This is a genomic window from Brevibacterium album DSM 18261 (assembly GCF_000426445.1).
Taxonomy (GTDB): Bacteria; Actinomycetota; Actinomycetes; order Actinomycetales; family Brevibacteriaceae; genus Brevibacterium; species Brevibacterium album.
Map to the genome: position 1 here is coordinate 24,669 of NZ_AUFJ01000010.1, position 22,370 is coordinate 47,038.

The following is a 22,370-nucleotide window of genomic DNA, read 5'->3' on the forward strand; positions in this document are numbered from 1 at the left end:
AGTCATAACAGTCCGGGGGTGCTCAGAACGCCTCGCGCGCCCAGGGATCCTCGATCTCATCGGCCTCGAAGCCGAAGAACAGCCGCTCCACGACCTTGCGCGCGTGGCGGGCCGCGGCGCGGTAGTCCTCCGCGAGCCGCTGCGCCGATCCGGGTTCGTAGCCCAGCAGCCGTGCGCAGGCCTCGAGCTCGGTGCGATCCACCGGCAGGCTCGCCGCCGTCCGTCCGCGATAGAGCATCGCGGCCGAGCGCAGGCCCGAGGCGAGCATCCACGCCTCGCGCAGCACCCGCCCGTCCTCGGGGCCCACGAGGCCGTGGAGGATCGCCGAATCGAGCGCGGGCAGAGTCGAGGTCGTCCGCAGCCCCGGCACGGCGTGACCGTACCGCAGCTGGATGAGCTGCACCGTCCATTCGACGTCGCTGAGCCCGCCGTGGCCGAGTTTGAGGTGCGTCTTGCGGTCGGCGCCGCGCGGCAGCCGCTCGGATTCCATCCGCGCCTTGAGCCGCCGCATCTGGCGCACCGAGCTCTCCGGCACCTCCTCCGGATACCGGAGCGGATCGATGAGCTGCGTGAAGTCGTCGCCGAGCTCCCGCGAGCCCGCAACCGGACGCGCCCGCAGCAGGGCCTGCGCCTCCCAGGGCTCGGACCATTTGGCGTAGTAGGCCGCATAGGAGTCCAGCGTGCGCACGAGCGGACCGCTCCGGCCCTCCGGGCGCAGATCGGAGTCCGCTTCGATGCCGGGCAGCCGGTCCGCCCGCGAGGCCTCCTTCGCCAGCGCCAGCGCCACCTTCTTCACGTGGCCCGCGAGACCGGCCGCCTTCGCCGCCTCCGGGTCCGCCGGCCGGTAGCAGTACATGACATCGGCGTCGGAGAAGTAACCGATCTCCGCCCCGCCCAGGCGCCCCATCGCGATGACGGCGAACTCGTAGTCCGGGGTCTCCGGTCCGTCGAGCTCGGCGCGCACCGAGGCGAGCACCGCGTCGAGGTAGACATCCGCCGCCGTGGACAGGGCGGCCGCTGAGGAGGGGAGGTCCTGCTGACCCAGCACGTCCGCGAGCGCCGTGCGCAGCAGCTCGCGGGAGTAGAGGCCGCGCAGCGAGGGCCCGGCCCGTCCACCGTGGCGCCCCACGAGGCGCAGCGCCTCCGTCCGCAGTGCGTCGGCCTCGCGCGGCAGCAGCCTGTCGGGATCGTCGAGCCAGGCGACGGCGTCCGGGCGGAACTGCAGCAGGCCGGTGGTGTAGGCCGACAGCGACAGGACGCCGGCGAGCGAGTGGACGGTGGAGCCGGAGTCCCGCAGGAGGCGCAGGTACCAGCTGGAGTCGCGCAGGCTCTCCCCCAGCTGGCGGAACGCGAGCAGCCCGGCGTCCGGATCGACGCCGCGGGCCAGCCAGCCGAGCATCGCCGGCAGCACCTGCCGGTGGATGACCGCGGCACGGCTCACCCCGGCCGAGAGCGCGTGGATGTGGCCGAGCGCGGTCTTCGGATCCTGGAAGCCGAAGGCTGCCAGGCGCGCCCTCGCCTCGGCCTCGGTGAGGGAGGTGAGCACGGTGTCCCGGCTCGCGGCGTCGAGGATGGGCCGGTAGAAGATCTGCTCGTGGTAGACGCGGACACGGCGGCGCACGTCGGCCAGCCGCTGGGTCAGCCGCACCGGCGTCCGCTCGCCGGAGCGGAACACCGTGCGCGCGAGCAGCCGCTGCCGCTCCTCCGTCTCCGGCAGGAGGGCGGTGCGCAGGAGGCGGGGGATCTGGAGCCTGTGCTCGACGACGCGCAGGAAGCGGTAGCACTCCGCAAGTCCGGCAGCGTCCTCGCGGGCGATGTAGCCCCGCTCCCCCAGCGCCGCGAGCGCCTCGAGGGTGCCGCGGACCCGGATCGCCTCGTCGAGCTCCCCGTGGACGAGCTGGAGGAGCTGCGCGGAGAACTCGACATCGCGCAGACCGCCGATGCCCAGTTTGATCTGCCGCGCGGCCTCCTGCGCCGGCAGCAGGTCCACGACCCGCCGGCGCATCGCCCGCACGCCCTCGACGAAGCCCTCGCGCCGGTTGGCCTCCCACACGAAGTGCGCGGTCCGCTCTGCCCACAGCCGCCCGAGCTCCGCGTCTCCGGCCACGGGACGGGCCTTGAGCAGCGCCTGGAACTCCCAGGACTCCGCGACGGCCGTGTAGTAGGCCTCGAACTCGTCGACGGTGCGCAGGAGCCGCCCGGCGCGTCCCTCCGGACGCAGCGCGGCGTCGAGCTCCCACAGCGCGGGCTCCGCGGCCGGTCCCCCGATGATCTCCGTGAGGCGCGCGACCATCGACTCCGCCGTCCGCGTCGCCTCCTCCCCGGGGGGTTCGGGGTCATGGGGGCCGCCGGCCCCGGCGTGGACGTACACGACGTCGACATCGGAGACGTAGTTGAGCTCGCCGGCTCCGCATTTGCCCATCGCGATGACCGCGATGCCCACGGCGCCGGCGGGGTCGAGCTCTGCGCGTGCGATCGTCAGCCCCGCCTCGATCGCCGCGGCCGCGAGGTCCGAGAGCACCCGGCTCACCTCGTCCACGATCTCGACGGGCTCCGGGGCGAGGAGGTCGTCGGCGACGAGCTCGAGGACGTGGTCGCGGTAGCTCCTGCGCAGCGCGGTGACGGCGTCCTCGCCGATGAGGTCCCCCACTGCGGCGACCAGCGCCGCACGCAGCGCCTCGGGGGCCGAGGCCCCGCCGTGGAGCAGCAGGGGTCCGTGGCCGACGAGCCGCAGCACCGACTCCGGGTGCCGGACGAGGTGGTCGGTGAGTGCGTCCGAGGCTCCCGTGACCTGCAGCAGGCGCGGCAGCAGCCCCAGTCCCTCGGGAGCCGAAGTGCCCGCCGCGGCCAGCGCCTCGCGCACCCCCGGCGGGTTCTCGGCGGCGACGGCTTCTGCCAGGCGCAGCAGACCCAGGGCGGCGGCCTCGGCGTCCGCGAGGGTGCCCAGCAGGCCCTGCTCGTCGGCCGCCGCGTCGAGCGTCGTGCCCAGCAGCGCGTCCGCCTCGCGCAGGAACGTCCGGGCGCGGCTGGGACGGGTCGCCGAGCGCGAGGGGTCCCCGCCGCGGCCGGCCGCGCCCAGCCGGACCGGCCGGTGCGGTCTGCCGTCCCTGCGCGTCCGACCCCGCTGAGAACCCGTCACGAGCCGCTCACAGCGTGCGGTACAGGCGGTTCAGCTCGAACGGGGTCACCTGATCGCGATAGGCCGCCCATTCCGCCTGCTTGTTGCGGAGGAAGTAGTCGAAGACCTCTTCGCCCAGGGTCTCGGCGACGAGCTCCGAGTCCTCCATGAGGGAGACCGCGTGGTCGAGGCTGCGCGGCACCGCGCGGATGCCCATCGCCCGGCGCTCGCCGTCGGTGAGCGACCAGACGTCGTCCTCGGCCTCGGGCGGCAGCGGCAGCTCGTCCTCGATGCCCTTGAGCCCGGCGGCGAGCACGACGGCGTAGGCGAGATAGGGATTGATCGCGGAGTCCATCCCCCGGTACTCGATGCGCGCAGAGGAGGCCTTGCCGGACTTGTACTGCGGCACGCGCACGAGGGCTGAGCGGTTCCGGTGCCCCCAGCAGATGTAGCTCGGCGCCTCGTGCCCGGACCACAGCCGCTTGTACGAGTTCACGTGCTGGTTGGTGACCGCGGAGATCTCCGGAGCGTAGTGCAGGAGGCCGGCGATGAAGCGGCGGCCGACCTCGGACAGCTGGTACTCCGCCCCCGGCTCGTAGAACGCGTTCGTCTCGCCCTCGAACAGCGAGACGTGCGTGTGCATGCCGCTGCCGGGCTGGTCCGAGAGCGGCTTGGGCATGAATGAGGCGTACACGTCCTGTTCGACGGCCACCTCCTTGACCATCGCGCGGAAGGTCATGACGTTGTCGGCCATCGTGAGGGCATCGGCGTACCGGAGGTCGATCTCGTTCTGGCCGGGGCCGGCCTCATGGTGCGAGAACTCGACGCTGATGCCCATCGCCTCGAGCGTCTGCACGGCATCGCGGCGGAAGTCGTTCGCAGTGCCGCCGTTGACGTGGTCGAAGTACCCCGCGGTGTCCACCGGCACGGGCTCTCCCCCGGCCAGGTCCCCGGACTCGAAGAGGTAGAACTCGATCTCCGGATGCACGTAGAAGCTGAACCCGGCCTCGGCGGCCCGCTCCAGCGTGCGCTTGAGGACATGGCGCGGATCCGCCGGCGCCGAGCCGCCGTCCGGGAGGTGGATGTCGCAGAACATGCGGGCAGTGGGCTCCTTCTCACCGCGCCACGGCAGCAGGGAGAAGGTCGCGGGGTCCGGCCGCAGGACCATGTCCGATTCGAAGACGCGGGAGAAGCCCTCGACCGAGGACCCGTCGAACCCGATCCCCTCGCCGAAGGCCCCCTCGAGCTCCGCCGGCACGATCGCGACGGACTTCAGCTGGCCGAGGACGTCGGAGAACCACAGCCGGATGAAGCGGACGTCGCGGTCCTCGACGGTGCGCAGGACGAACTCCTGCTGCTTGCTCATGGCCATGCGTCAGCCGTCCTCCCATTCGCGGTCCTCGCGGTCCCAGTCCGCGCTCCGGCTCCGCGCGGTCTCGAGCGCTGCGCGGGCCTCGGCCTCGGTGGCATAGGGGCCCATGCGGAACTCCCAGGAGCTCTTGGGGCCGTGCTCCACCTCGCCGGTCTTCGTGTTGTACCAGTACTGCGCTTCCTCGGACATCGCCGCCTCCTCGCACCTCGTGTGGACGCCTGTGCTCTGCGCTCTCAGACTACCGCGCGGGACCGTCCGGGAGGAGACGAACCGTCCGGGAGCGCAAAAGGTTTGCCGGCCAGACCTTTTCCGGTCTAGGCTCGTGCCGAGAACCCTGTCCGCTCACCCCAGGAGACACCCATGCGCATCGGCGTACCCACAGAGATCAAGAGCGCGGAGAAGCGCGTCGCCCTCACCCCCGCGGGGGTCCACCAGCTCGTGGAGCGCGGACACGAGGTGCGCGTCCAGGCCGGTGCCGGACTGGGCTCGCACCTCGCGGACGAGGAGTACGCGGCCGCGGGCGCTCTCCTCGTCGACACCGCCGCCGAGGCCTGGGGAGCCTCGGACATGGTCGTCAAGGTCAAGGAGCCCCTGCCGGAGGAGCACGGCTTCCTGCGCGAGGACCTCATCCTGTTCACCTACCTCCACCTGGCCGCCGCGGAGGACCTCACGCAGGCGGTCCTCGCCGCCGGCACGACCGCGATCGCGTACGAGACGGTCCAGCCGGACGCGGGCGGTCTGCCGCTGCTCGCCCCCATGAGCGAGATCGCCGGACGGCTCTCCGTGCAGGAGGGCGCGCACCACCTGCTCGCGGCCCAGGGCGGACGCGGGGTGCTCCTGCCGGGCGTGCCGGGAGTGGACCGGGCGAAGGTCGCGATCATCGGCGCGGGTGTGGCCGGGGCCTCGGCCGCGAGGGCCGCTGTCGGCATGGGCGCGCAGGTCGAGATCTTCGACATCAGCCTCCCGCGCCTGCGCTACCTCGACGAGGTCTTCGACGGCCGCCTGCAGACCAGGGCCTCGACGCCGCTGGACATCGCGGCCTCCGTCGCCGAGGCCGACCTCGTGGTGGGCTCCGTGCTCATCCCGGGCCACCGCGCGCCCAAGCTCGTCACGGACGAGATGGTCTCGGCGGCGAAGCCCGGCAGCGTGTTCGTCGACATCGCGATCGACCAGGGCGGCTGCTTCGCCGGCTCGCGGCCGACCACGTACGCCGAGCCCACGTACCGGCAGCACTCCTCGATCTTCTACTGCGTCGCGAACATGCCCGGCGGAGCGCCCGTGACGGCGACCAAGGCGCTGACCAATGCGACGACGCCCTACATCCTGCGCATCGCCGACCTCGGCTGGCGCGCAGCGCTCGGCGCCGACAGCGCGCTCGCCCGCGGGCTCAACGCGCACGGCGGCACGCTCACGAACGCGCCCGTGGCCGAGGCGTTCGGGCTGGAGGCGGTTGAGCCGAAGAGCGTCCTCGCGGGCTGAGTGCCCGCAGGCCTCACTGCCCGCCCATCGTCGTGGTGCGGAAGTGCGTCTCGCACAGTTCGCCGGCCGTCTCGGGATCGCCCGCCGCTATGGCCTCCACGAGACCCCGGTGATCGGCCGCGGCCTGTTCGAAGAGGCGCTCGGAGAAGGGGTCGTGGCGGAAGCCGGCGTTGATCCTGCCGTCGAGGTCCGCGGCGATTTCGGCGAGCAGGGGATTCCGCGCCGCCTGCGCCATGGCGTGGTGGAACCGGGCGTCCGCGGTCCGCGCCGCCGCCGCGGAACCGGCGCGGGCGTACTCGTCCGCGAGCTCGCGGAGGCGCGCGATGTCAGCCGCCTCCCGGCGCCGCGCCGCGACGGCGGCCACCCGGTTCTGGACGATCGCCCGGGCGTCGAGGAGGTCGCGGCGGGACTGGCGGAATTCGGCCAGGCGCGCGGAGTACTCCTCGACGCGGGCGGGCTCGACATGGGCGATGAACGTGCCCCCGCCGCGGCCCCGGCGGCGGACGACGAAGCCCTGCCGCTCGAGTGTGGCCAGCGCCGCGCGCACGCTCGAGCGCGAGACCTCGAGCTCATCCGCCAGGCGGCGCTCCGGGGGCAGACAGGTGCCCTCGGGCAGCGCGCCGACGGCGATCGAGGCCATGATGTGGTCGGCGATCTGCCGGGGGGTCGAGGACTGGGACACGACACCGGCGAGATCCGCGTAGTCGGCATCGAGCTCGGGCTGCGGCGGCTCCGGGGGCGGCTCCGCGTGCGACATGGGTCTCCTCCGTCCTCGGCACCGGTCGCGGGCGGGGAGTCCGGCACCCCTCCGCTCACCGCCCACCATAGCCGCCGCGGGACGCCCGCCTGGCTACACTGGGCCCCATCATGACTGACAGCATCGCTCCCGCAGCCCAGGCTCCCCTCGGCACCCTCGTGCCGGGCACGCTCTCTCCCCAGCGTCCCGTTCCCGCCTCCATCCCGCGTCCGGAGTACGTGGGCCGGAAGGAGCCGGACGAGGGGCGCGGCGGCGACTTCCACAGCCCCGAGGAGGTCGAGCGCATCCGCGCCGCCGGCCGGATCGCCGCCGATGCGCTCGCGGAGGTGGGGAAGATCATCCGGCCCGGCATCACGACCGACGAGATCGACGCCGTGGCGCACGAGTTCATGGTCTCGCGCGGCGCCTATCCCTCCACGCTCGGCTACCGGGGCTATCCCAAGTCCGTCTGCACGTCCGTCAACGAGTGCATCTGCCACGGCATCCCCGATTCGACGGTGCTGGCCGACGGCGACATCGTCAACGTGGACATCACCGCCTACAGGGACGGCGTGCACGGCGACACTAACTTCACCTTCCTCGTGGGCGAGGTCGACGAGGAGTCCCGGCTGCTCGTGGAGCGGGCGCATGAGGCGATGATGCGCGGGATCAAGGCCGTGCGCCCCGGGCGGCAGATCAATGTGATCGGGCGCGTCATCGAGAAGTACGCGAAGCGGTTCGGCTACGGCGTGGTCCGCGACTTCACCGGTCACGGGGTGGGTCGCGAATTCCACTCCGGACTCATCGTCCCGCACTACGACGCCGCACCCGCGCACGCAGAGGTGATCGAGCCGGGCATGGTCTTCACCGCCGAGCCCATGCTCAACCTCGGCACGGAGCGCTGGGAGCAGTGGGACGACGGCTGGACGATCGTCACGAAGGACCGGAAGCGCTCGGCGCAGTTCGAGCACACCTTCGTCGTCACGGAGACCGGCACCGACATCCTCACCCTGCCCTCCGAGGGCGTGACGATCGCCTGAGCCCCGCCCGCGGAGGGCACCCCGCTTCGAATCGGACCGGAAACAGCAGAGAGGCCTGTCATGGCAGAGAAGGCACACGTCGACACCTCGCACCTCGCGATCGGCATCGACATCGGCGGGACGGGCACCAAAGTGGGGCTCGTCGACGTGGAGGCGGGAGAGCTCGTGGGCAAGCGGTGTCGTCTGGACACCCCCGCGGACGCCTCGGCCGAGGGCATCGTCGAGACGGTGTCCGCGGCACTGGGCGATCTCGCGGCGCAGTGCGCCGAGGCGGGAGTCATCGCCGCTCCCGAGCACCTCATGAAGCTGCCGGTCGGCGCGGCCTTCCCCGGCGTGGTGAAGCGCGGCACCGTCGTGTTCGCGGGCAACCTCACCCAGGCGATCGGCGCCCCCATCGCGGACCTGCTGCGTGAGGCCACGGGCACCGCCGTGCACATCGCCAACGATGCCGATGCCGCGGGGCTCGCGGAGATGACCTACGGTGCGGGGCGCAAGCACCGGAAGGAGAGCGTCATCGTCACGACGCTGGGCACCGGCATCGGCACGGCGCTGTTCACGAGCGGTCGCCTCTACCCCTATTCCGAGCTCGGGCACATCATGATGGGCGAGGAGGTCGCGGAGAGGCAGATGTCCGTCGCGGCGATGCGCCGGCTGGAGCTCGGCTTCGAGGAGTGGGGCGCCCGGCTGACCACGTACTACCGTGAGCTCGAGCGGCTGTTCTTCCCGGATCTCTTCATCCTGGGCGGAGGCATCTCCAAGCGCAGCGCCGAGTACCTGCACCACATCGACGTGAAGACGCCCATCCGCGTCGCGAAGCTGCTGAACAACGCCGGCATCGTGGGCGCGGGCCTGCTGGGGGCCAATCAGGGCAGGCCCAGGGTGGGCCGCAGGAAGAAGGGATGATCGCAGGACGCGTCTGTGCGCGTATGCGCTCTCTGCGCCGCAGTCGGCTCCAGCGCGCAGAATCCGCATACGCGCACGGGCAGCCAGTGGGTGAGTGAGGGACGGCCGCCTGTACGCCGGGTTCTGTGCGCGCGCCGGGTCGCCCCTGCGCGCGTGACGGCCATCTGTCTGGGACCGCTGTTGCCAGCGGCCTCGAGCGATCCACCCGACGGCTCGGGCGAGCAGCCCTCGAGCGCCGTCTGTCCGATCTTGCTCCGGGTGGGGTTTGCCGAGCAGCCGCAGTCGCCTGCGGCCCTGGTGGTCTCTTACACCGCCGTTTCACCCTTACCCGCCGGCGCTCGCGCGCACGGCGGGCGGTCTGTTCTCTGTGGCACTTTCCCGCGGGTTGCCCCGGGTGGCCGTTAGCCACCACCCTGCTCTGCGGAGCCCGGACGTTCCTCAGCGGAGGGGCTTTCGCCGTTCCCCCGCCGCGGCCGCCCGGCGACCGTCCCTCAGCGGGCAACCTTACACCCATGCGGGCGGCCCGCCCCACCTCATGACCGTCCCGCAGCGACCTGTAGCCTGACCCGGTGAAGATCCTGCTCCCCCCGTCCGAGGGGAAGACCGCGCCCGCGGCCGGCCCCTCCCTCGACCTCTCGGCGCTCTCCTTCCCCCAGCTCGCGGCCTCGCGCGAGGAGGTCCTCGCGGCGCTGGTCGCGGCCTCGGCCGAGGAGGACGCGCTCGCCACCCTGGACGTCGGCGCCGGCCTCGCCGCCGAGGTCGAGGCCAACACTCGCCTGCAGGGCGCCGCCAGCGCTCCCGCGCATGACGTCTACTCCGGAGTCCTCTACGCCGCGATGGAGGCCGGCGGGGTGGAGGCCCACCGGCTCGAAGAGGTGTTCGTCTCCTCCGCCCTGTTCGGCGTGGTGAACCTCATGGACCCGATCCCCGCCTACCGCCTCTCGATGGGCACCGCCCTGCCGCCCCTGGGCCGCATGCGCACATGGTGGAAGAAGCGCCTGGCCACCGTCCTCGACGAGGCCTTCGGCGAGGAGCTCGTCCTCGACTGCCGCTCCGCCGACTACCGCGCCTCCTGGCCCGGCAGGCCCGCCCACACGATCACCGTCGACGTCGTGCAGATCCGGAACGGACAGCGGAAGGTCGTCTCGCATTTCGCCAAGCACACCCGCGGCGAACTCGCCGGCCGCCTGCTGCGCGCCGAAGGCCCCCTCCCGGAGACCGCCGAGGACCTCGTCGAGGCCTCCTCCCACTGGTACGACGTCGAGTACACCGCCCCCACCGCACGGAAGGCGGCCTCCCTCACCGTGGTGCTGCCGGAGGGCTGAGCCGCTCGATCCCGCGCACGCCGCCCTGAACCGCGGGCGGGACGGGAGCGGCGGCGAGCGGATCCTCGCGCAGGACCTCGATCGGCACGCCGGACTCCCTGCTCAGCGCCCGCAGCAGCCCCGCACGGGTGGCGAACCCCGCCGTCCGCGCCGCGCTCATGCCGCTGGAGCCCCCGCGCAGACACCGGACTGCCTCGTTGAGGCGCCGCCGCGTCCTCCACCGGCTGAAGCTCATCCCGGTCTCCTCGGCGAAGATCCGCTGCACCTGGCGCTCGCTCATCCCCACCCGCGCGCACAGCGCCGCGAGCGTCGCGGGTGAGCCCACCGAGACCTCGGCGATCCGCGCGACCAGCGGGTGCACGGGCAGGGGCGCGGCGAAGGCCTCGGAGCCCAGCCGCAGCAGCAGCTCCTCGAGCGCACCGGTGAAGACCGCGTGCTGCTCTTCCGTACGGGGCTCGGCCGCCATCCGCGCGAGCATGAGGTCCGTGATCGCCGGCACCACCCCCAGGCGCTCGATGCGCCGGCCGGGCTCCACCCCCGCGGCGAGCAGCGGCCCCAGGACGATCGAGTGCTCCTCGAGGCGCACCGCATGCGGGACTCCCGCCGCCAGCCACACCGAGGTCCGCGGCTCGAGGACGATCGCCTCCCCCTCCACCGTGAGCACTCCCCGGCCCATCACCATGTGCACGACATGGGGCTGCGCGTGCGCATGCATCGGATGCCCCGTGAACCGCATCGTCGTCTCCGGAACCGCCGTCGCGAACTCCCGCCTGAAACCCATCGCACTCCCCTCCGCGGCGTCCCGCCCGCGCAACACGGCACCGTCATTCCGCAATGACCCTATGCCCTAATTCTTCGATCTGTCGCCTCCGGGCCGGGTCGATGTCGCCTCCGGACCGCCCCTGCCCGAAACCGGCCCTAGGGTCGGTTCTCGGCACTTATGTGAGGCTACCCTTAACCATCCTGGAGGAATCCGTGATCCACCCGTCCCCCGCTCGCACATCCGCCGGCCCGCGCACATGTCCGCGCACAGGCCCGCGCACCCTCGCGGCCGCCGCGCTGACCGCCGGCCTGCTCGCCCTCTCCGCCTGCGGCGGGACCCCGGCCGGCGAGGACGCGCGCGCAGGGGAGGCAGGCACGGAGGGCACCCGGACCGTCTCGACCGTCAACGGCGAGGTCGAGGTGCCCGCGGACGCCCAGCGGATCGTCGTGCTCAACTACGCACTCGCCGGATACCTCTACGACATGGACGTGCCGGTCGCCGCGACGATCCCCGAGGACGCCGACCGGGGCAATCAGGAGTTCTCACCGCTGTGGGGCGAGGCCCCGGAGGAGGACGGCACCGAGTTCCTCCCCTGGTCTGCCGACGGCTTCGATCTCGAGGCGATCCTGGAGGCCGAGCCCGATCTCATCATCGCCGGAGGCTGGGGCTTCCCCAGCTTCCACGCCGAGGCCGCCTATGACGACCTCTCGGCCATCGCCCCGACCGTCGTGGTGGACAAGGCCCTGCCGGACTGGCAGGGACAGGCCGAGTTCCTCGCGACCGAGGTCTTCAACCGTCCCGAGGCCTTCGAGGAGATGGCGGCGGAGTACGAGGCACGGCTCGGCGAGGTCCGCGAGGTCATCGAGGTCCCCGAACAGCCCACGTCCTTCGTCTCGGTCACGGGTGAGGGCACCCCGTACCTGGTCCTCGAGGACCAGGGCCTGCCGCTCATGTTCGACGCGCTGGGGTTCGAGACCAACGACATCGCCGCCCGCAACGAACTCGAGCCCTACCAGCCCGGCGGCGACCTCGCGGAGCTCTCCACCGAGCAGCTCGGGCAGCTCGTGGACAGCGAGACCCTCTTCGTCATGGGCTTCAACGCGGACACCGCCAGCGTGGAGGCGCTGAAGGACGAGCCCGCCTGGTCCGGCCTGCCCGCCTTCGCGGACGAGCACGCCCACGACCTGCCCTACTGGGCCCTGCGCCACGACTTCGACGAATCGCTCGAGCTGCTCGACCTCGTCGAGGAGGAGTTCGGCCGGTGAGCCTCCACGACCTCCTCGTCCACCCGCTCGTGGTGCGCACCGTCACGGTCGCCGCAGTCGAGGACGTGACCCCGCGAATGCGCCGGATCCGCCTCACGGGCGCCGAGCTGGGCCCGTTCACACGTGACGGGCACACGCACCCCGGCTTCTCCTCCCCCGGCTTCGACGACCACGTCAAGCTCATCTTCGCCGGGGGCGGTCCCCTCGAGACCGCGCTGCCGCGCCAGTTGCCCGACGGCATCGAGTGGACACCCGCCCCGCATCGCGATACCCGCGACTACACTCCGCGCAGCTTCGATCCGGATGCCGGCGAGCTCGTCCTCGACTTCGTCATGCACGGCGAGGGACCGGCCGCGACCTGGGCGCGGAACGCCGCACCCGGCGATCCCCTGAGCTTCGTGGGGCCGAAGTCCTCACTCGTCCTCCCCCGGGAGGCCACCTCGCTCGTGCTCATCGGGGACGAGACCGCACTCCCAGCTCTGGGCAGGTTCTTCGACGAGCGACCGCTCAGCGCGCCCGCGCACGTCATCGCCCTCATCGCAGCTGCGGACGCCCGGCAGTCACTGCGCCTGGGCCCGGAGGACTCCGTGCGCTGGGAGCACATGCCGCACCCCGACGGCGAGGCGATCGCCGCCGCCTTCGACGAGCTGGTCGAGGACCGCGACCTCGGGGAGAGACCGTACGTGTGGGCCGCGGGCGAGGCCGCCTCGCTGCTGCCGCTGCGCCGCAGGCTCTCCCGGGTGGCGACGCGCGGCGACCGCAGCATCACCGGCTACTGGCATCGGACCGAGGAGACCGAGGCCGCTGCCGCCCCTGCCCTCCCGGCATCGCCGACCGCCTGGTTCGCGATCCGCGCGGCCCTCGACCTCGGACTGCCGCAGGCTCTCGCCGAGGAGGGACTCACGGCCGAGGCGCTGGCAGCCGCACTCGCCGTGCCCCCGGCACGACTGCACCCACTGCTGGAAGCACTGGTCCCCGCCGGTCTCCTGGACCGGGAGGCCGGCGGCGCATGGAGCCTGACCGGCCTCGGCCGCGATCTGCTCGACGACCCGCACGCCCAGGAGGAGTTCACCGGCCCCGAGGCCGCGCAGGTCCTCGCCCTGGTGCACACCGCCGAGGCCGTCCGCAGCGGAACTCCCGCATGGGAGCTGGCCCACGGGTCGTCGTTCGCGGACGCGCTCACGGATCCGGCCACAGCCGGGCACCTCGCCCACGAGGCGGAGTCGCTGGCCTTCCTCCAGCACGGACTGGTGCGCAGGCTGGCGGAGCTGGACGCGCACACCCTCCTGGGCATCGGCCCCGCCGCCGAGGTGCTCTGCGAGATCGCGGCCCGCGGCGGAGTGTCCGTCCTTCCCCTCACGCGAGGGGAAGTGCGCACCTCCGCCCCCGAAGCCGGGGAGGAGGCCGGGGAAGACAGGGACGGGACGGTCATCGTCTCGGCCCTCCTGCTGCATCACCTCGACGATGCGGCGGCGCTCGCACACCTGCGCGCACTCGCCGCCGTCGCCCCGCGCGCACTCCTGCTCGACACGCCGGCCCCGGACGCCCTCTCCCCCGAGGCCGCCCTCCGCGGTCTCGTGCGCTTCGGGACCAGCGGTGCACCCGCTCGGACCGCGGAGGACCTCGCCGCACTCGCACGGCAGGCGGGATGGACGCCGCTGCCCGCCCGCGGCCTCGGCTGGGGCCTTCTCGCGATGGAGCTCGTCACCGGATGACCGCCCCGCCCACCGCCGGGGTGAGACCGCGCCGGCCGGCCGTGCTGTCGACGGCGCTGCTGGCCGGCGTGCTCCTGCTCGGGATCGTGTCCGTGCTGAGCCTCTTCATCGGCTCCGCCGCGCTCTCGCCGGCGGAGGTCCTGCGTGCGCTCGTCCGTGCCGACGGCGACCTCATCGGCCGGATGACGGTCTCCGGCCTCCGGCTCCCCCGCACGCTGCTGGGCATCGCCGTCGGGGCCGCGCTCGGCGTCGCCGGCGCACTCGCGCAGGCGGTCACGCGCAATCCGCTCGCGGACCCCGGGATCCTGGGGGTGAGCGCGGGAGCGGGACTGGCGGTCTCCCTCGCCGTGGCGTTCCTCGGGCTCACCCGCGTGGAGGACTACATGTGGTTCGCGTTCGCGGGGGCCCTCGGCGCCTTCGCCCTCGTCTACGCGGTTGCGCTGCGCGGGCCCGACGGCGCCACACCGGTCCGTCTCACGCTCGTGGGCGTGGCGCTGTCCGCCGTCCTCACCGGCGCCAGTCAGTCGCTCGCGCTCCTCCGTCCGCAGGTCTTCGACCAGATGCGCTTCTGGGGAGCGGGCACGCTCGCCGACCGCCCGCAGGGCACGCTGGAGGCGGTCCTGCCGTTCATCGCCGCAGGCGTCGTGCTCTCCCTGCTCCTGGGCCGGACCGCGAATGCGATGGCCCTCGGCGACGAACGCGCCCGCACGCTCGGCGTGCCCGTGGGAGCCCTGCGCTGGCTCATCACCGCCGTCATCGCGGTGCTCTGCGGAGCCGCGACCGCAGCTGCGGGACCCATCGCCTTCGTGGGCCTGATGGTCCCCCATGCCGTCCGTGCCGTGACCGGACCGGATCAGCGCTGGGTGCTCGCCTTCTCCGCGGTCCTCGCTCCCGCGCTCCTGCTCCTGGCGGACGTCCTCGGCAGGCTCCTGGTGCGGCCGGCGGAGCTGCAGGCCGGCATCGTCACCGCGTTCCTCGGCGCCCCGGTGCTCATCCTGCTGGTCCGCCGCGCCGAGAGGGGCGGACTGTGAGCCGCAGGCCGGGCCGCAGCGCCGTCCTGCGCCTGGGCCCTGCCAGCCTGCGGTTCTCCCCGCGCGATGCGTGGGTCGCTGCCGCGCTGCTCCTCCTGCTGGCCGTGCTCACCCTGCTGGGACTGTCCTTCGGCGAGCGGCCCGTGAGCGCCGATCGCGTGCTCGCCGCCTTCCTCCCCGGCGCCGAGGCGCTCGACCGGATGGTGGTCGTCGAATGGCGCGCGCCGCGGGCGTTCGCCGCCGCCGTCTTCGGAGCGTGCCTGGGCCTGAGCGGAGGCCTGTTCCAGGCCCTCACCCGCAATCCCCTCGGCAGCCCGGACATCATCGGACTGAACACGGGCGCCTATTCCGGCGTGCTCTGCGTGCTCCTCCTGGGCGGCAGCGGCTATGCGGCCCTCGCCGCCGGGGCCGTGGGCGGAGGCGTCGTCGCGGCCGCGCTCGTGTACCTGCTCGCGTACTCCTCCGGCCTCCAGGGGTTCCGCCTCATCATCGTGGGGATCGCCGTGAGCGCCTTCCTCAGCTCCGCGAACTCCTGGTTCGTCGTCAAGGCGAACCTCGACGAGGCGATGCGCGCCGCCGTCTGGGGCGCGGGTACACTGCACGGGATCCGCTGGCCCCAGCTCGCCGCGGCGGGAGCGACGGCCCTCGTGCTCCTGTGCGCGCTCCCGTGGCTCAGCCGCAGGATCGCGCAGCTCGAGCTCGGCGAGGACTCCGCCCGGGTGCGCGGGGTGCCCGCGGAACCGGTCAAGGCCGGGCTCGTGCTCGTGGGGGTGGCCCTCACCGCCCTCGTCACCGCCGTCACCGGCCCCATCGCATTCATCGCACTCGCGGCACCCCAGATCGCGCGCAGGATCCGGCGTGAGACGAGCGGCTTCGACGCCGTCGGCGCGGCGCTCGTGGGCGCTGTCCTCCTCAGCGGCGCGGACCTTCTCGCCCAGCACGCCCTGCCCGATTCCGCGCTCCCCGTGGGCGCCGTCACCGTCTGCCTGGGCGGCGCCTACCTCGTGTGGCTGCTGTTCGCGGAGAACCGGAGAAGCTGATATGCCCGAATCCCCCGGCCGCGCGGCGCTGGACGCCGTGCGCCTCACCGCGGGCTACCGCGCACAGGCCCCCGTCCTCAGCGAGGTCACCGCATCCGTGCCCCGCGGGGGCTTCACCGCGGTGATCGGGCCCAACGGCTGCGGGAAGTCCACCCTGCTGCGCGCGTTCACCCGCCTGCTGGCTCCCGCCGGAGGCGAGGTCCTCCTCGACGGGCGCGCCATCGCCGGGCTCCGCACCTCCGAGCTCGCCCGCCGGCAGAGCCTGCTCCCGCAGCAGTCGCCGGTGCCCGACGGCATCCGCGTGGCCGAGCTCGTGCAGCGCGGCCGCTACCCCCACCAGAGGCTGTTCGCGCAGTGGTCGCCCGAGGACGAGGCGGCAGTGGCCCGGGCGATGGAGCTCACCCGCATCGGCGATCTCGCCGACCGCCTCGTCGACACCCTCTCGGGCGGTCAGCGACAGCGCGTCTGGATCGCGCTCGCCCTCGCCCAGGACACGCCCCTCCTGCTCCTGGACGAGCCGACGACGTTCCTCGACATCGCCCACCAGTTCGAGACCCTGCGGCTGCTCGACTCCCTGCGCGCGCAGGGGCGGACGGTCGTCGCCGTCCTCCACGATCTCGACCACGCCGCGCGCTTCGCCACCCACGTCGTGGCGATGAGGGACGGGCGGGTGAGGGCCGCCGGCCCGCCCGCGGCGATCCTCACAGAGGAGCGCATCCGCGAGGTGTTCGGTCTCGACTGCCGCGTCATCCCGGACCCCGACACCGGCACGCCGGTGGTCCTGCCGCGCTGAGGGTCAGCCTCCCGCCCGCAGCAGGAGCGCGCCGCAGTCCTCGCACTCGAGGCAGGCTCCGGCAGTCGCGTTCCGGTAGGCATCGGCCGAGGTGCCGGAGAGCTGAGCGCCGCAGGCACCGCAGGCACCGCCCTCCACGGTCGCGGCCGCAGGGTACTCCCCCTCGAGCGTGAGCCGGGCGCGCACCGTCTGCGGCAGGAGCGCCTCCTGCTCCCGCAGCCGGGCGTCGAGCGCCTCGATCTCCCCGCTGAGCCGCGCGCCCTCCGATGCCCGCTCCGCCTGGAGGTCGCGGCCCCGGCTCGCGACCTGGTCGGCGCGAGCGCGGGTGGTGGCCAGCGCCTCGGCGGCGACCTCCGCGGACTCCAGCTCCTCGACCTGGCTCGTCTCGATCTCCTCCACCCGGACGCGCAGTCCCGCGATCTCGTCCTGGAGGCCCAGGAGATCGCGGGAGGTGAGTCCCACACCCGCGTTGAGCCGTTCCTCGGTGCGCCCGATGCGCGTGCGCAGCGCATCGGCCTGCTGCTCGAGCTCATCGGCCCGGGTCTCGTGCTCCGTCCGCTCCCGCTCCAGCTCCTCGCACCGGGAGCTCAGCGAGCCGTGCTCTGCGGCCAGGGCGCGCAGCCGCTCCAGCCTCTCGGTCTGGAGCGCCTCGTGTGCGCGCGAGCGGCGGTCGGCCGCCAGCCCGATCCAGGCGAGCAGCGCCTGCGTCTGCGTCTCGTCGAGCGTGTGCTCAGCCATGCCGTCCGGCCCTTTCGTCGTCCCGTCCCTGTGCGGCCTCCTGGCCGATCCGCTCGTCCCACACGTCCGTGCGCAGGCGCGAGACCTCGATCTCGAGCTCCCAGCCGCGCACTGCCGCGGCCCGGCTCAGCTGCTCGGCCGCACGGTCGAGCCACAGTGACTCCGCGGCCCAGTGGGAGATGTCGATGAGGTGCGGAGTGTCCGCAGGCCGCCGGTGCGCGGTGTCACGGGCCTCGGTCGCAGGATGGTGCCGGAGGTCCGAGGTGATGTAGACGTCCGCGCCCACCGCGCGGACCTCGTCGAAGAGCGAGTCCCCGGCGCCTCCGCAGACCGCGACGCGGTGCACCTCGGCGTCGCCGTCGCCGGCGATGCGGACCCCGGTCGCCGTCGCGGGGAGCACCGCGGCGAGCCGGCGGGCCAGCTCCCGCACGGTCGCAGGCTCCGGCATGTCCGCCCAGCGGCCGATGCCGATCCCCTCCGCTGCGCCCGAGGCCGGCGCCAGCGGCCGCGCCCCGTGCACCCCGAGCGCCTCGATGAGGACGTCGGACACCCCGCCGCGCTGGGCATCGGCGTTGGTGTGTGCGGCGATATGGGCGACGCCGGAGGTGAGCAGCCGCGTGAGCTGGCCGCCCTTGAGCGTGTCCGCGGCGATCGACGTCACGCCGCGCAGGAGCAGCGGGTGGTGCGTGAGGAGGAGGTCGGCGCCTCGCGCCGCGGCCTCCTCGACGACCGCGTCCACGGGATCCACCGCGAGCAGGACGCGGCGGACCGGGCGCACGGGATCGCCGGTCGTCAGCCCCACGGCGTCCCAGGGCTCCGCGAGGCTCTCGGGCCAGAGCTCGTCGATGAGCGCGTGCAGATCGGTCAGCGCGGGGTGGGCCTGAGCGGAGGGAGCCGGTGCGGGAGCGGACGATGCTGGCATGGGACCACCGTAGTACGGTTGGCCCTATGCCGCAGATCACAGCCGTGCGCAGCAGCACGATCGCCGACCTCGTCCGCCGCACCGCCGGGCGGACGCCCGAGGCCACCGCCGTCGTCTTCGGCGACCGCAGCTGGACCTACCGCCGCTTCGACGACGCCGTCACGGGTCTCGCCCGGCACCTCCTGAGCCTCGGCCTGGTGCCCGGCGACCGGGTCGCCGCCTTCGGCGCGAACTCCGATCTGTACGCGCTCACCTTCCTCGCCTGCGCGCGCTCCGGACTCATCCACGTGCCGGTGAACTACCAGATGCGCGGGGAGGAGCTCGACTACTTCTTCACCGATTCCGGCGCCCGGGCAGTGTTCGCGGATGCCGACCTCGCACCGCACGTGCGCGAGACGCCCACCGGCTCGGTGCTCGAGGTCCGCACGTTCGAGGACCTGCTCCCCGTCGTCACGGCGGACGGGATCGCGCCGGCGGGCACGGACGAGTTCTCCGTCACGGACGCGGACGTCGCGCAGCTGCTCTACACCTCGGGCACGACCTCGGCCCCCAAGGGCGCGATCATGACCCACCGCGCCCTCGTCCACCACTACCTCAGCTGCCTCGACGCCCTCGACCTCTCCGCCGGCGACCGCTGGGTGCACGCCCTGCCGCTCTACCATTCGGCCCAGATGCACGTGTTCCTGCTCCCGGCGCTCGCGAAGGGCGCGCACAACATCATCGTGCCCGGACCCGTGCCGGATCAGCTCTTCGACCTGTTCGAGCGTGAGGCGATCACCTCCTTCTTCGCCGCGCCGACCGTGTGGGTGGCCCTCGCGAACAGTCCCCGGCTCGCCTCGGCGGACCTGTCCGCGCTGCGCAGGGGCTACTACGGAGCCTCGATCATGCCCGGGCCCGTCCTGGAGAGGCTGCGGGCCAGGCTGCCCGAGCTCAGCTTCTACAACTGCTTCGGCCAGTCCGAGATGGGTCCGCTCTGCACGGTGCTGCGGCCCGAGGAGCACGACGGACACCCCGGTTCCGCAGGCCGGCCCGCGCTCTTCGTCGAGGCTCGCGTGCTCGACTCCGAGGGCCGGGACACTGAGCCCGGCCAGCAGGGCGAGATCGTCTACCGCTCGCCGCACCTGTGCGAGGGCTACTGGAACAAGCCCGAGGCCACGGCGGAGGCGTTCCGCAGCGGCTGGTTCCACTCAGGCGACCTCGTGATCCGCGACGAGAACGGCTTCATCGAGGTCGTGGACCGGGTGAAGGACGTCATCAACACCGGCGGCGTCCTCGTCGCCTCCCGTCAGGTCGAGGACGCGATCTTCGAGCTCGAGGCCGTCGCAGAGGTCGCCGTGGTGGGCGTGCCGGACGAGAAGTGGATCGAGGCGATCTCCGCCTTCGTGGTGGTCAGGCCGGGTGCGGAGGACGCGCTCACCGCCGAGGACGTCACTGCGCACGTGCGCTCCCGCCTGGCAGCATTCAAGGTGCCCAAGTCCGTGAGCTTCGTCCCCGAGCTGCCCAAGAACACCTCCGGCAAGATCCTCAAGCGGCAGCTCCGCGGCTGAGCCGCGGAGCCCGCGGGGCGGCCGTGACGGTCCGTTCCGTCCTGCTACTGTGGCCTGATGCACAGCTCCATCGACCGTCCGGCGAGCCCTTTTGCCGGATTCCTCCGCAAGATCTCAGCTGCCGCCGGCAACGACGCCTTCGGCGGCACGCTGCTCCTCATCGCCGCCGTCGCAGCCCTGGTGCTCGCGAACTCGCCGGCGGTGGACTGGTACGAGTCGGTCCGCGACTTCCGCCTCGGCCCGGCGGCCCTCCACCTCGATCTCACGATCGGCACCTGGGCCGCGGACGGCCTGCTCGCGATCTTCTTCTTCGTCGTGGGCCTCGAGCTCAAGGAGGAGTTCGTCACCGGGCGCCTGCGCGATCCGCGCCAGGCCGCCGTCCCCGTCGCCGCGGCGGCCGGGGGCGTGCTCGCACCGGCCCTCATCTTCGTCGCCTTCAACCTCCGCACCGGCGGCGGGGCGCTGCAGGGCTGGGCGATCCCGACCGCGACGGACATCGCGTTCGCGGTCGCGGTCCTCGCCGTGGTCGCGAAGAACCTGCCGGTCGCGCTCCGGATCTTCCTGCTGACGCTCGCGGTGGTCGACGACCTCATCGCGATCACCATCATCGCGATCTTCTACACCTCCGATCTCTCCCCGCTCTGGATGCTGGCCGCGGCGGTGCCCTTCGCGCTCTTCACGCTGGCCGTGCAGAGGGGCGTGCGCGCGTGGTGGCTGCTCATCCCCCTCGGGGTCCTCACCTGGTGGTGCGTGCACGAGGCCGGCATCCACGCCACCGTCGCCGGCGTGCTGCTGGGCTTCGCCGTGCCCGTGCGGCCCACCCCGCGCGCCCGCGTGGCCCACGGCGCCGGCCCGGGCGGAGCCCCGCACTACTCCGGCCTCGCCCACCACTTCGCGGAGCGCTGGGGCGTGTTCTCCACCCTCGTCGCGGTGCCGATCTTCGCCTTCTTCTCCGCCGGCGTCGCCGTCGGCGGCCTCAGCGGCCTGGGAGAGGCGTTCTCGGATCCCATCGTCCTCGGCATCGTGTGCGGCCTCGTGCTCGGCAAGCCCATCGGCATCCTCGGCACGACGTTCCTGCTCACCCGCCTGCCGTTCTTCCGCCTGGAGAGCTCGCTCAAGTGGATGGACATGCTGGGCATGTCGATCATCGCCGGCATCGGCTTCACCGTCGCACTCCTCGTGGGCGAGCTCGCCTATCCGGGCATGGAGCACCTCGCCGGCGAGGTGAAGATCGGCATCCTCACCGGCTCGCTCGTCTCCGCCGTGCTCGGCGGGACGCTGCTCGCGATCCGCAGCCGACTCGCCGGGCCCGCGGCCGCGGCAGCGTGAACGGCGCAGCGGCGGCGGGCGGCGCAGCGGAGAGCGCAGCGCCGCCGTTCCTCGACCACAACGCCACCACTCCCGTGGCCCCGGAGGTCGCCGACCGCATGTGGCCGTTCCTCACGGAGGCCTTCGGCAACCCCTCGAGCCCGACGCCGCAGGGTCGCCGTGCGGCACGGGCGGTCGCCGAGGCCCGTGAGCAGCTCGCGGCCCTGATCGGCGCGCACCCCGACGAGATCGTGTTCACCGGCGGCGGCACCGAGGCCAGCAACCTCGCCGTCCGGGGCGCTGCCGCCGGGGCCGAGCACCGGCGCGCCGTCACCTCCGCGGTCGAGCACCCCGCGACCGCCGCACCGCTGGCCCACCTCAGGGAGGTACACGGCTGGCGGGTCGACGAACTCGGAGTGGACGCCGAGGCGCGCATCGACCCCGCCGAGGTCTCCGCGGGACCGCTCGCGCTCGGTACCCTCATCCTCGCGCACAACGAGGTCGGGACGGTGCAGCCGATGGCGGCCTTCGCCGAGGCCGTGCGCGCGCGGGGAGGTCTCGTCCACGCCGACGGCGCCCAAGCTGTGGGCAAGATCCCGGTGGACGTGGACGCACTCGGCGTGGACCTGCTCTCGGTCGCTGCGCACAAGCTCTACGGCCCCAAGGGTGTGGGCGCGCTCTACGTCCGCCGCGGCACCCGGCTGGCACCCGTGCTCCGCGGTGCCGGGCAGGAGGGCGGCCTGCGGCCGGGCACCGAGAACGTCGCGGGCATCGTGGGCCTCGGCGCGGCCGCCGCACTCGCCGGTGCGGTGATGGAGGCGGAGTCCGTGCGGCAGGAGGCACTCAGGGAGCTGCTGTGGACGGAGCTCCGCAGCCGCATCCCGGACCTCGTCCGCATCTCTCCGCGTGCTGCTGCGCTGCCCAACACCCTCATGGCGGCCGTCCCCGGGACGCTCGGCGCCTCCGTGCTCGAGGCCGCCCCCGGGGTCGCCGCCTCGACCGGCAGCGCGTGCCATGCCGGCGTCCACGCGCCCTCGGCGGCCCTCATCGCGATGGGGTTCGAGCCCGCGCTCGCCCTCGGCGCACTGCGCCTCTCGCTCGGCAGATCCACCACCGAGGCCGGGGTCCGCGGGGCCGCGGACTCGCTGGCCCGCGCTGCGGCGGCCTCCCGTCCCGCCGGGTGAGCATTTCCTGTCGGATTCCGGCCCTCGAACCGACAGAAACCGCTCACTCGGCGGATCGGCGGCAGGGTCCGGGGAACGAGATGATGCGCAC

Annotated in this window: 19 protein-coding genes and 1 other RNA gene; 12 read left to right on the forward strand and 8 right to left on the reverse strand. The window is 73.1% G+C overall.

Translation table 11 applies throughout. The features are described 5' to 3' along the window. Positions 1 to 22: 22 nt before the first annotated feature. Genes K318_RS0104255 through K318_RS0104265 form a run of 3 tightly spaced genes read right to left on the reverse strand, consistent with a single transcriptional unit; the run spans position 23 to position 4,679 of the window. Positions 23 to 3,139 (reverse strand): bifunctional [glutamine synthetase] adenylyltransferase/[glutamine synthetase]-adenylyl-L-tyrosine phosphorylase, encoded by a 3,117-nt coding sequence (locus tag K318_RS0104255; protein ID WP_245579761.1) that lies wholly within the window; start codon positions 3,137 to 3,139, stop codon positions 23 to 25. Between the two features lie 7 nt (positions 3,140 to 3,146). Then, positions 3,147 to 4,484, reverse strand: coding sequence for a glutamine synthetase family protein (locus K318_RS0104260; protein ID WP_029088569.1), 1,338 nt, complete (start codon positions 4,482 to 4,484; stop codon positions 3,147 to 3,149). A 9-nt stretch (positions 4,485 to 4,493) separates the two neighbouring features. Continuing rightward, the gene (locus K318_RS0104265) at positions 4,494 to 4,679 is read right to left on the reverse strand and encodes a hypothetical protein (RefSeq protein WP_029088570.1); all 186 of its coding nucleotides are present in this window, start codon (positions 4,677 to 4,679) and stop codon (positions 4,494 to 4,496) included. Between the two features lie 171 nt (positions 4,680 to 4,850). Here K318_RS0104265 and ald point away from each other — a divergent pair, with 171 nt between their 5' ends. After that, positions 4,851 to 5,969, forward strand: a complete 1,119-nt coding sequence (gene ald / locus K318_RS0104270) for an alanine dehydrogenase (protein ID WP_029088571.1) — start codon at positions 4,851 to 4,853, stop codon at positions 5,967 to 5,969. A 13-nt stretch (positions 5,970 to 5,982) separates the two neighbouring features. Here the strand turns inward: ald and K318_RS19320 are convergent, their stop codons facing one another. Then, positions 5,983 to 6,726 (reverse strand): FadR/GntR family transcriptional regulator, encoded by a 744-nt coding sequence (locus K318_RS19320; RefSeq protein ID WP_051297544.1) that lies wholly within the window; start codon positions 6,724 to 6,726, stop codon positions 5,983 to 5,985. A 110-nt stretch (positions 6,727 to 6,836) separates the two neighbouring features. On the opposite strand from K318_RS19320, the gene map reads away from it, so the two are divergent. Beyond that, positions 6,837 to 7,745: a type I methionyl aminopeptidase gene (gene map / locus K318_RS0104280; protein ID WP_029088572.1), complete on the forward strand. Its 909-nt coding sequence runs from the start codon at positions 6,837 to 6,839 to the stop codon at positions 7,743 to 7,745. Positions 7,746 to 7,805: 60 nt separating this feature from the next. Beyond that, positions 7,806 to 8,648, forward strand: coding sequence for an ROK family protein (locus tag K318_RS0104285; RefSeq protein WP_029088573.1), 843 nt, complete (start codon positions 7,806 to 7,808; stop codon positions 8,646 to 8,648). 96 nt (positions 8,649 to 8,744) lie between these two features. Here K318_RS0104285 and rnpB read toward each other — a convergent pair. Continuing rightward, positions 8,745 to 9,137: RNase P RNA component class A (gene rnpB / locus K318_RS23590), an RNA gene on the reverse strand. An 80-nt stretch (positions 9,138 to 9,217) separates the two neighbouring features. Between rnpB and K318_RS0104290 the strand changes: the two genes are divergently transcribed. Further along, the gene (locus K318_RS0104290; RefSeq protein WP_029088574.1) at positions 9,218 to 9,973 is read left to right on the forward strand and encodes a YaaA family protein; all 756 of its coding nucleotides are present in this window, start codon (positions 9,218 to 9,220) and stop codon (positions 9,971 to 9,973) included. Here the strand turns inward: K318_RS0104290 and K318_RS19325 are convergent. Beyond that, a complete protein-coding gene (locus K318_RS19325; protein ID WP_051297545.1) occupies positions 9,948 to 10,754 on the reverse strand; it encodes a helix-turn-helix domain-containing protein in 807 nt (268 codons plus the stop codon). The genes K318_RS0104290 and K318_RS19325 overlap by 26 nt on opposite strands. 194 nt (positions 10,755 to 10,948) lie before the next feature. Here K318_RS19325 and K318_RS0104300 point away from each other — a divergent pair, with 194 nt between their 5' ends. Genes K318_RS0104300 through K318_RS0104320 form a run of 5 tightly spaced genes read left to right on the forward strand, consistent with a single transcriptional unit; the run spans position 10,949 to position 16,580 of the window. Next, complete coding sequence (locus K318_RS0104300) at positions 10,949 to 12,001, forward strand: ABC transporter substrate-binding protein (protein WP_211233289.1); 1,053 nt, start codon at positions 10,949 to 10,951, stop codon at positions 11,999 to 12,001. Further along, positions 11,998 to 13,716: a siderophore-interacting protein gene (locus K318_RS0104305; protein WP_029088576.1), complete on the forward strand. Its 1,719-nt coding sequence runs from the start codon at positions 11,998 to 12,000 to the stop codon at positions 13,714 to 13,716. Before K318_RS0104300 ends, K318_RS0104305 begins: the two co-directional genes overlap by 4 nt. Beyond that, complete coding sequence (locus tag K318_RS0104310; protein ID WP_029088577.1) at positions 13,713 to 14,747, forward strand: FecCD family ABC transporter permease; 1,035 nt, start codon at positions 13,713 to 13,715, stop codon at positions 14,745 to 14,747. Before K318_RS0104305 ends, K318_RS0104310 begins: the two co-directional genes overlap by 4 nt. Continuing rightward, a complete protein-coding gene (locus K318_RS0104315; protein WP_029088578.1) occupies positions 14,744 to 15,787 on the forward strand; it encodes a FecCD family ABC transporter permease in 1,044 nt (347 codons plus the stop codon). Before K318_RS0104310 ends, K318_RS0104315 begins: the two co-directional genes overlap by 4 nt. A 1-nt stretch (position 15,788) precedes the next feature. Further along, positions 15,789 to 16,580 (forward strand): ABC transporter ATP-binding protein, encoded by a 792-nt coding sequence (locus K318_RS0104320; protein WP_029088579.1) that lies wholly within the window; start codon positions 15,789 to 15,791, stop codon positions 16,578 to 16,580. 3 nt (positions 16,581 to 16,583) lie between these two features. Here K318_RS0104320 and K318_RS0104325 read toward each other — a convergent pair whose 3' ends face one another. Together K318_RS0104325 and K318_RS0104330 are read right to left on the reverse strand one after the other, a co-directional pair. Further along, positions 16,584 to 17,318, reverse strand: a complete 735-nt coding sequence (locus K318_RS0104325) for a zinc ribbon domain-containing protein (RefSeq protein ID WP_029088580.1) — start codon at positions 17,316 to 17,318, stop codon at positions 16,584 to 16,586. Next, complete coding sequence (locus tag K318_RS0104330) at positions 17,311 to 18,240, reverse strand: Nif3-like dinuclear metal center hexameric protein (protein WP_051297546.1); 930 nt, start codon at positions 18,238 to 18,240, stop codon at positions 17,311 to 17,313. The genes K318_RS0104325 and K318_RS0104330 overlap by 8 nt, the downstream gene beginning before the upstream one ends. Positions 18,241 to 18,266: 26 nt before the next feature. Between K318_RS0104330 and K318_RS0104335 the strand changes: the two genes are divergently transcribed. The 3 genes from K318_RS0104335 to K318_RS19335 are packed head-to-tail and all read left to right on the forward strand — an operon-like array spanning position 18,267 to position 22,279. Further along, the gene (locus K318_RS0104335; RefSeq protein WP_029088582.1) at positions 18,267 to 19,787 is read left to right on the forward strand and encodes a fatty acyl-CoA synthetase; all 1,521 of its coding nucleotides are present in this window, start codon (positions 18,267 to 18,269) and stop codon (positions 19,785 to 19,787) included. 57 nt (positions 19,788 to 19,844) lie between these two features. Beyond that, positions 19,845 to 21,116: a Na+/H+ antiporter NhaA gene (nhaA, locus tag K318_RS19330; RefSeq protein WP_084499696.1), complete on the forward strand. Its 1,272-nt coding sequence runs from the start codon at positions 19,845 to 19,847 to the stop codon at positions 21,114 to 21,116. Beyond that, complete coding sequence (locus tag K318_RS19335) at positions 21,113 to 22,279, forward strand: cysteine desulfurase family protein (protein WP_051297547.1); 1,167 nt, start codon at positions 21,113 to 21,115, stop codon at positions 22,277 to 22,279. The genes nhaA and K318_RS19335 overlap by 4 nt, the downstream gene beginning before the upstream one ends. Positions 22,280 to 22,370: the final 91 nt, after the last annotated feature.

What these genes read in the sequence shown, in the direction of transcription:
- K318_RS0104335 (WP_029088582.1), top strand. Translation starts at nt 18,267, where the DNA reads ATGCCGCAGATCACAGCCGTGCGCAGCAGCACGATCGCCGACCTCGTC.
- K318_RS0104330 (WP_051297546.1), bottom strand. Translation starts at nt 18,240, where the DNA reads ATGCCAGCATCGTCCGCTCCCGCACCGGCTCCCTCCGCTCAGGCCCAC.
- K318_RS0104310 (WP_029088577.1), top strand. Translation starts at nt 13,713, where the DNA reads ATGACCGCCCCGCCCACCGCCGGGGTGAGACCGCGCCGGCCGGCCGTG.
- K318_RS0104285 (WP_029088573.1), top strand. Translation starts at nt 7,806, where the DNA reads ATGGCAGAGAAGGCACACGTCGACACCTCGCACCTCGCGATCGGCATC.
- K318_RS0104260 (WP_029088569.1), bottom strand. Translation starts at nt 4,484, where the DNA reads ATGAGCAAGCAGCAGGAGTTCGTCCTGCGCACCGTCGAGGACCGCGAC.
- K318_RS0104265 (WP_029088570.1), bottom strand. Translation starts at nt 4,679, where the DNA reads ATGTCCGAGGAAGCGCAGTACTGGTACAACACGAAGACCGGCGAGGTG.
- K318_RS19320 (WP_051297544.1), bottom strand. Translation starts at nt 6,726, where the DNA reads ATGTCGCACGCGGAGCCGCCCCCGGAGCCGCCGCAGCCCGAGCTCGAT.
- K318_RS19325 (WP_051297545.1), bottom strand. Translation starts at nt 10,754, where the DNA reads ATGGGTTTCAGGCGGGAGTTCGCGACGGCGGTTCCGGAGACGACGATG.
- K318_RS0104320 (WP_029088579.1), top strand. Translation starts at nt 15,789, where the DNA reads ATGCCCGAATCCCCCGGCCGCGCGGCGCTGGACGCCGTGCGCCTCACC.
- nhaA (WP_084499696.1), top strand. Translation starts at nt 19,845, where the DNA reads ATGCACAGCTCCATCGACCGTCCGGCGAGCCCTTTTGCCGGATTCCTC.
- ald (WP_029088571.1), top strand. Translation starts at nt 4,851, where the DNA reads ATGCGCATCGGCGTACCCACAGAGATCAAGAGCGCGGAGAAGCGCGTC.
- K318_RS0104325 (WP_029088580.1), bottom strand. Translation starts at nt 17,318, where the DNA reads ATGGCTGAGCACACGCTCGACGAGACGCAGACGCAGGCGCTGCTCGCC.
- map (WP_029088572.1), top strand. Translation starts at nt 6,837, where the DNA reads ATGACTGACAGCATCGCTCCCGCAGCCCAGGCTCCCCTCGGCACCCTC.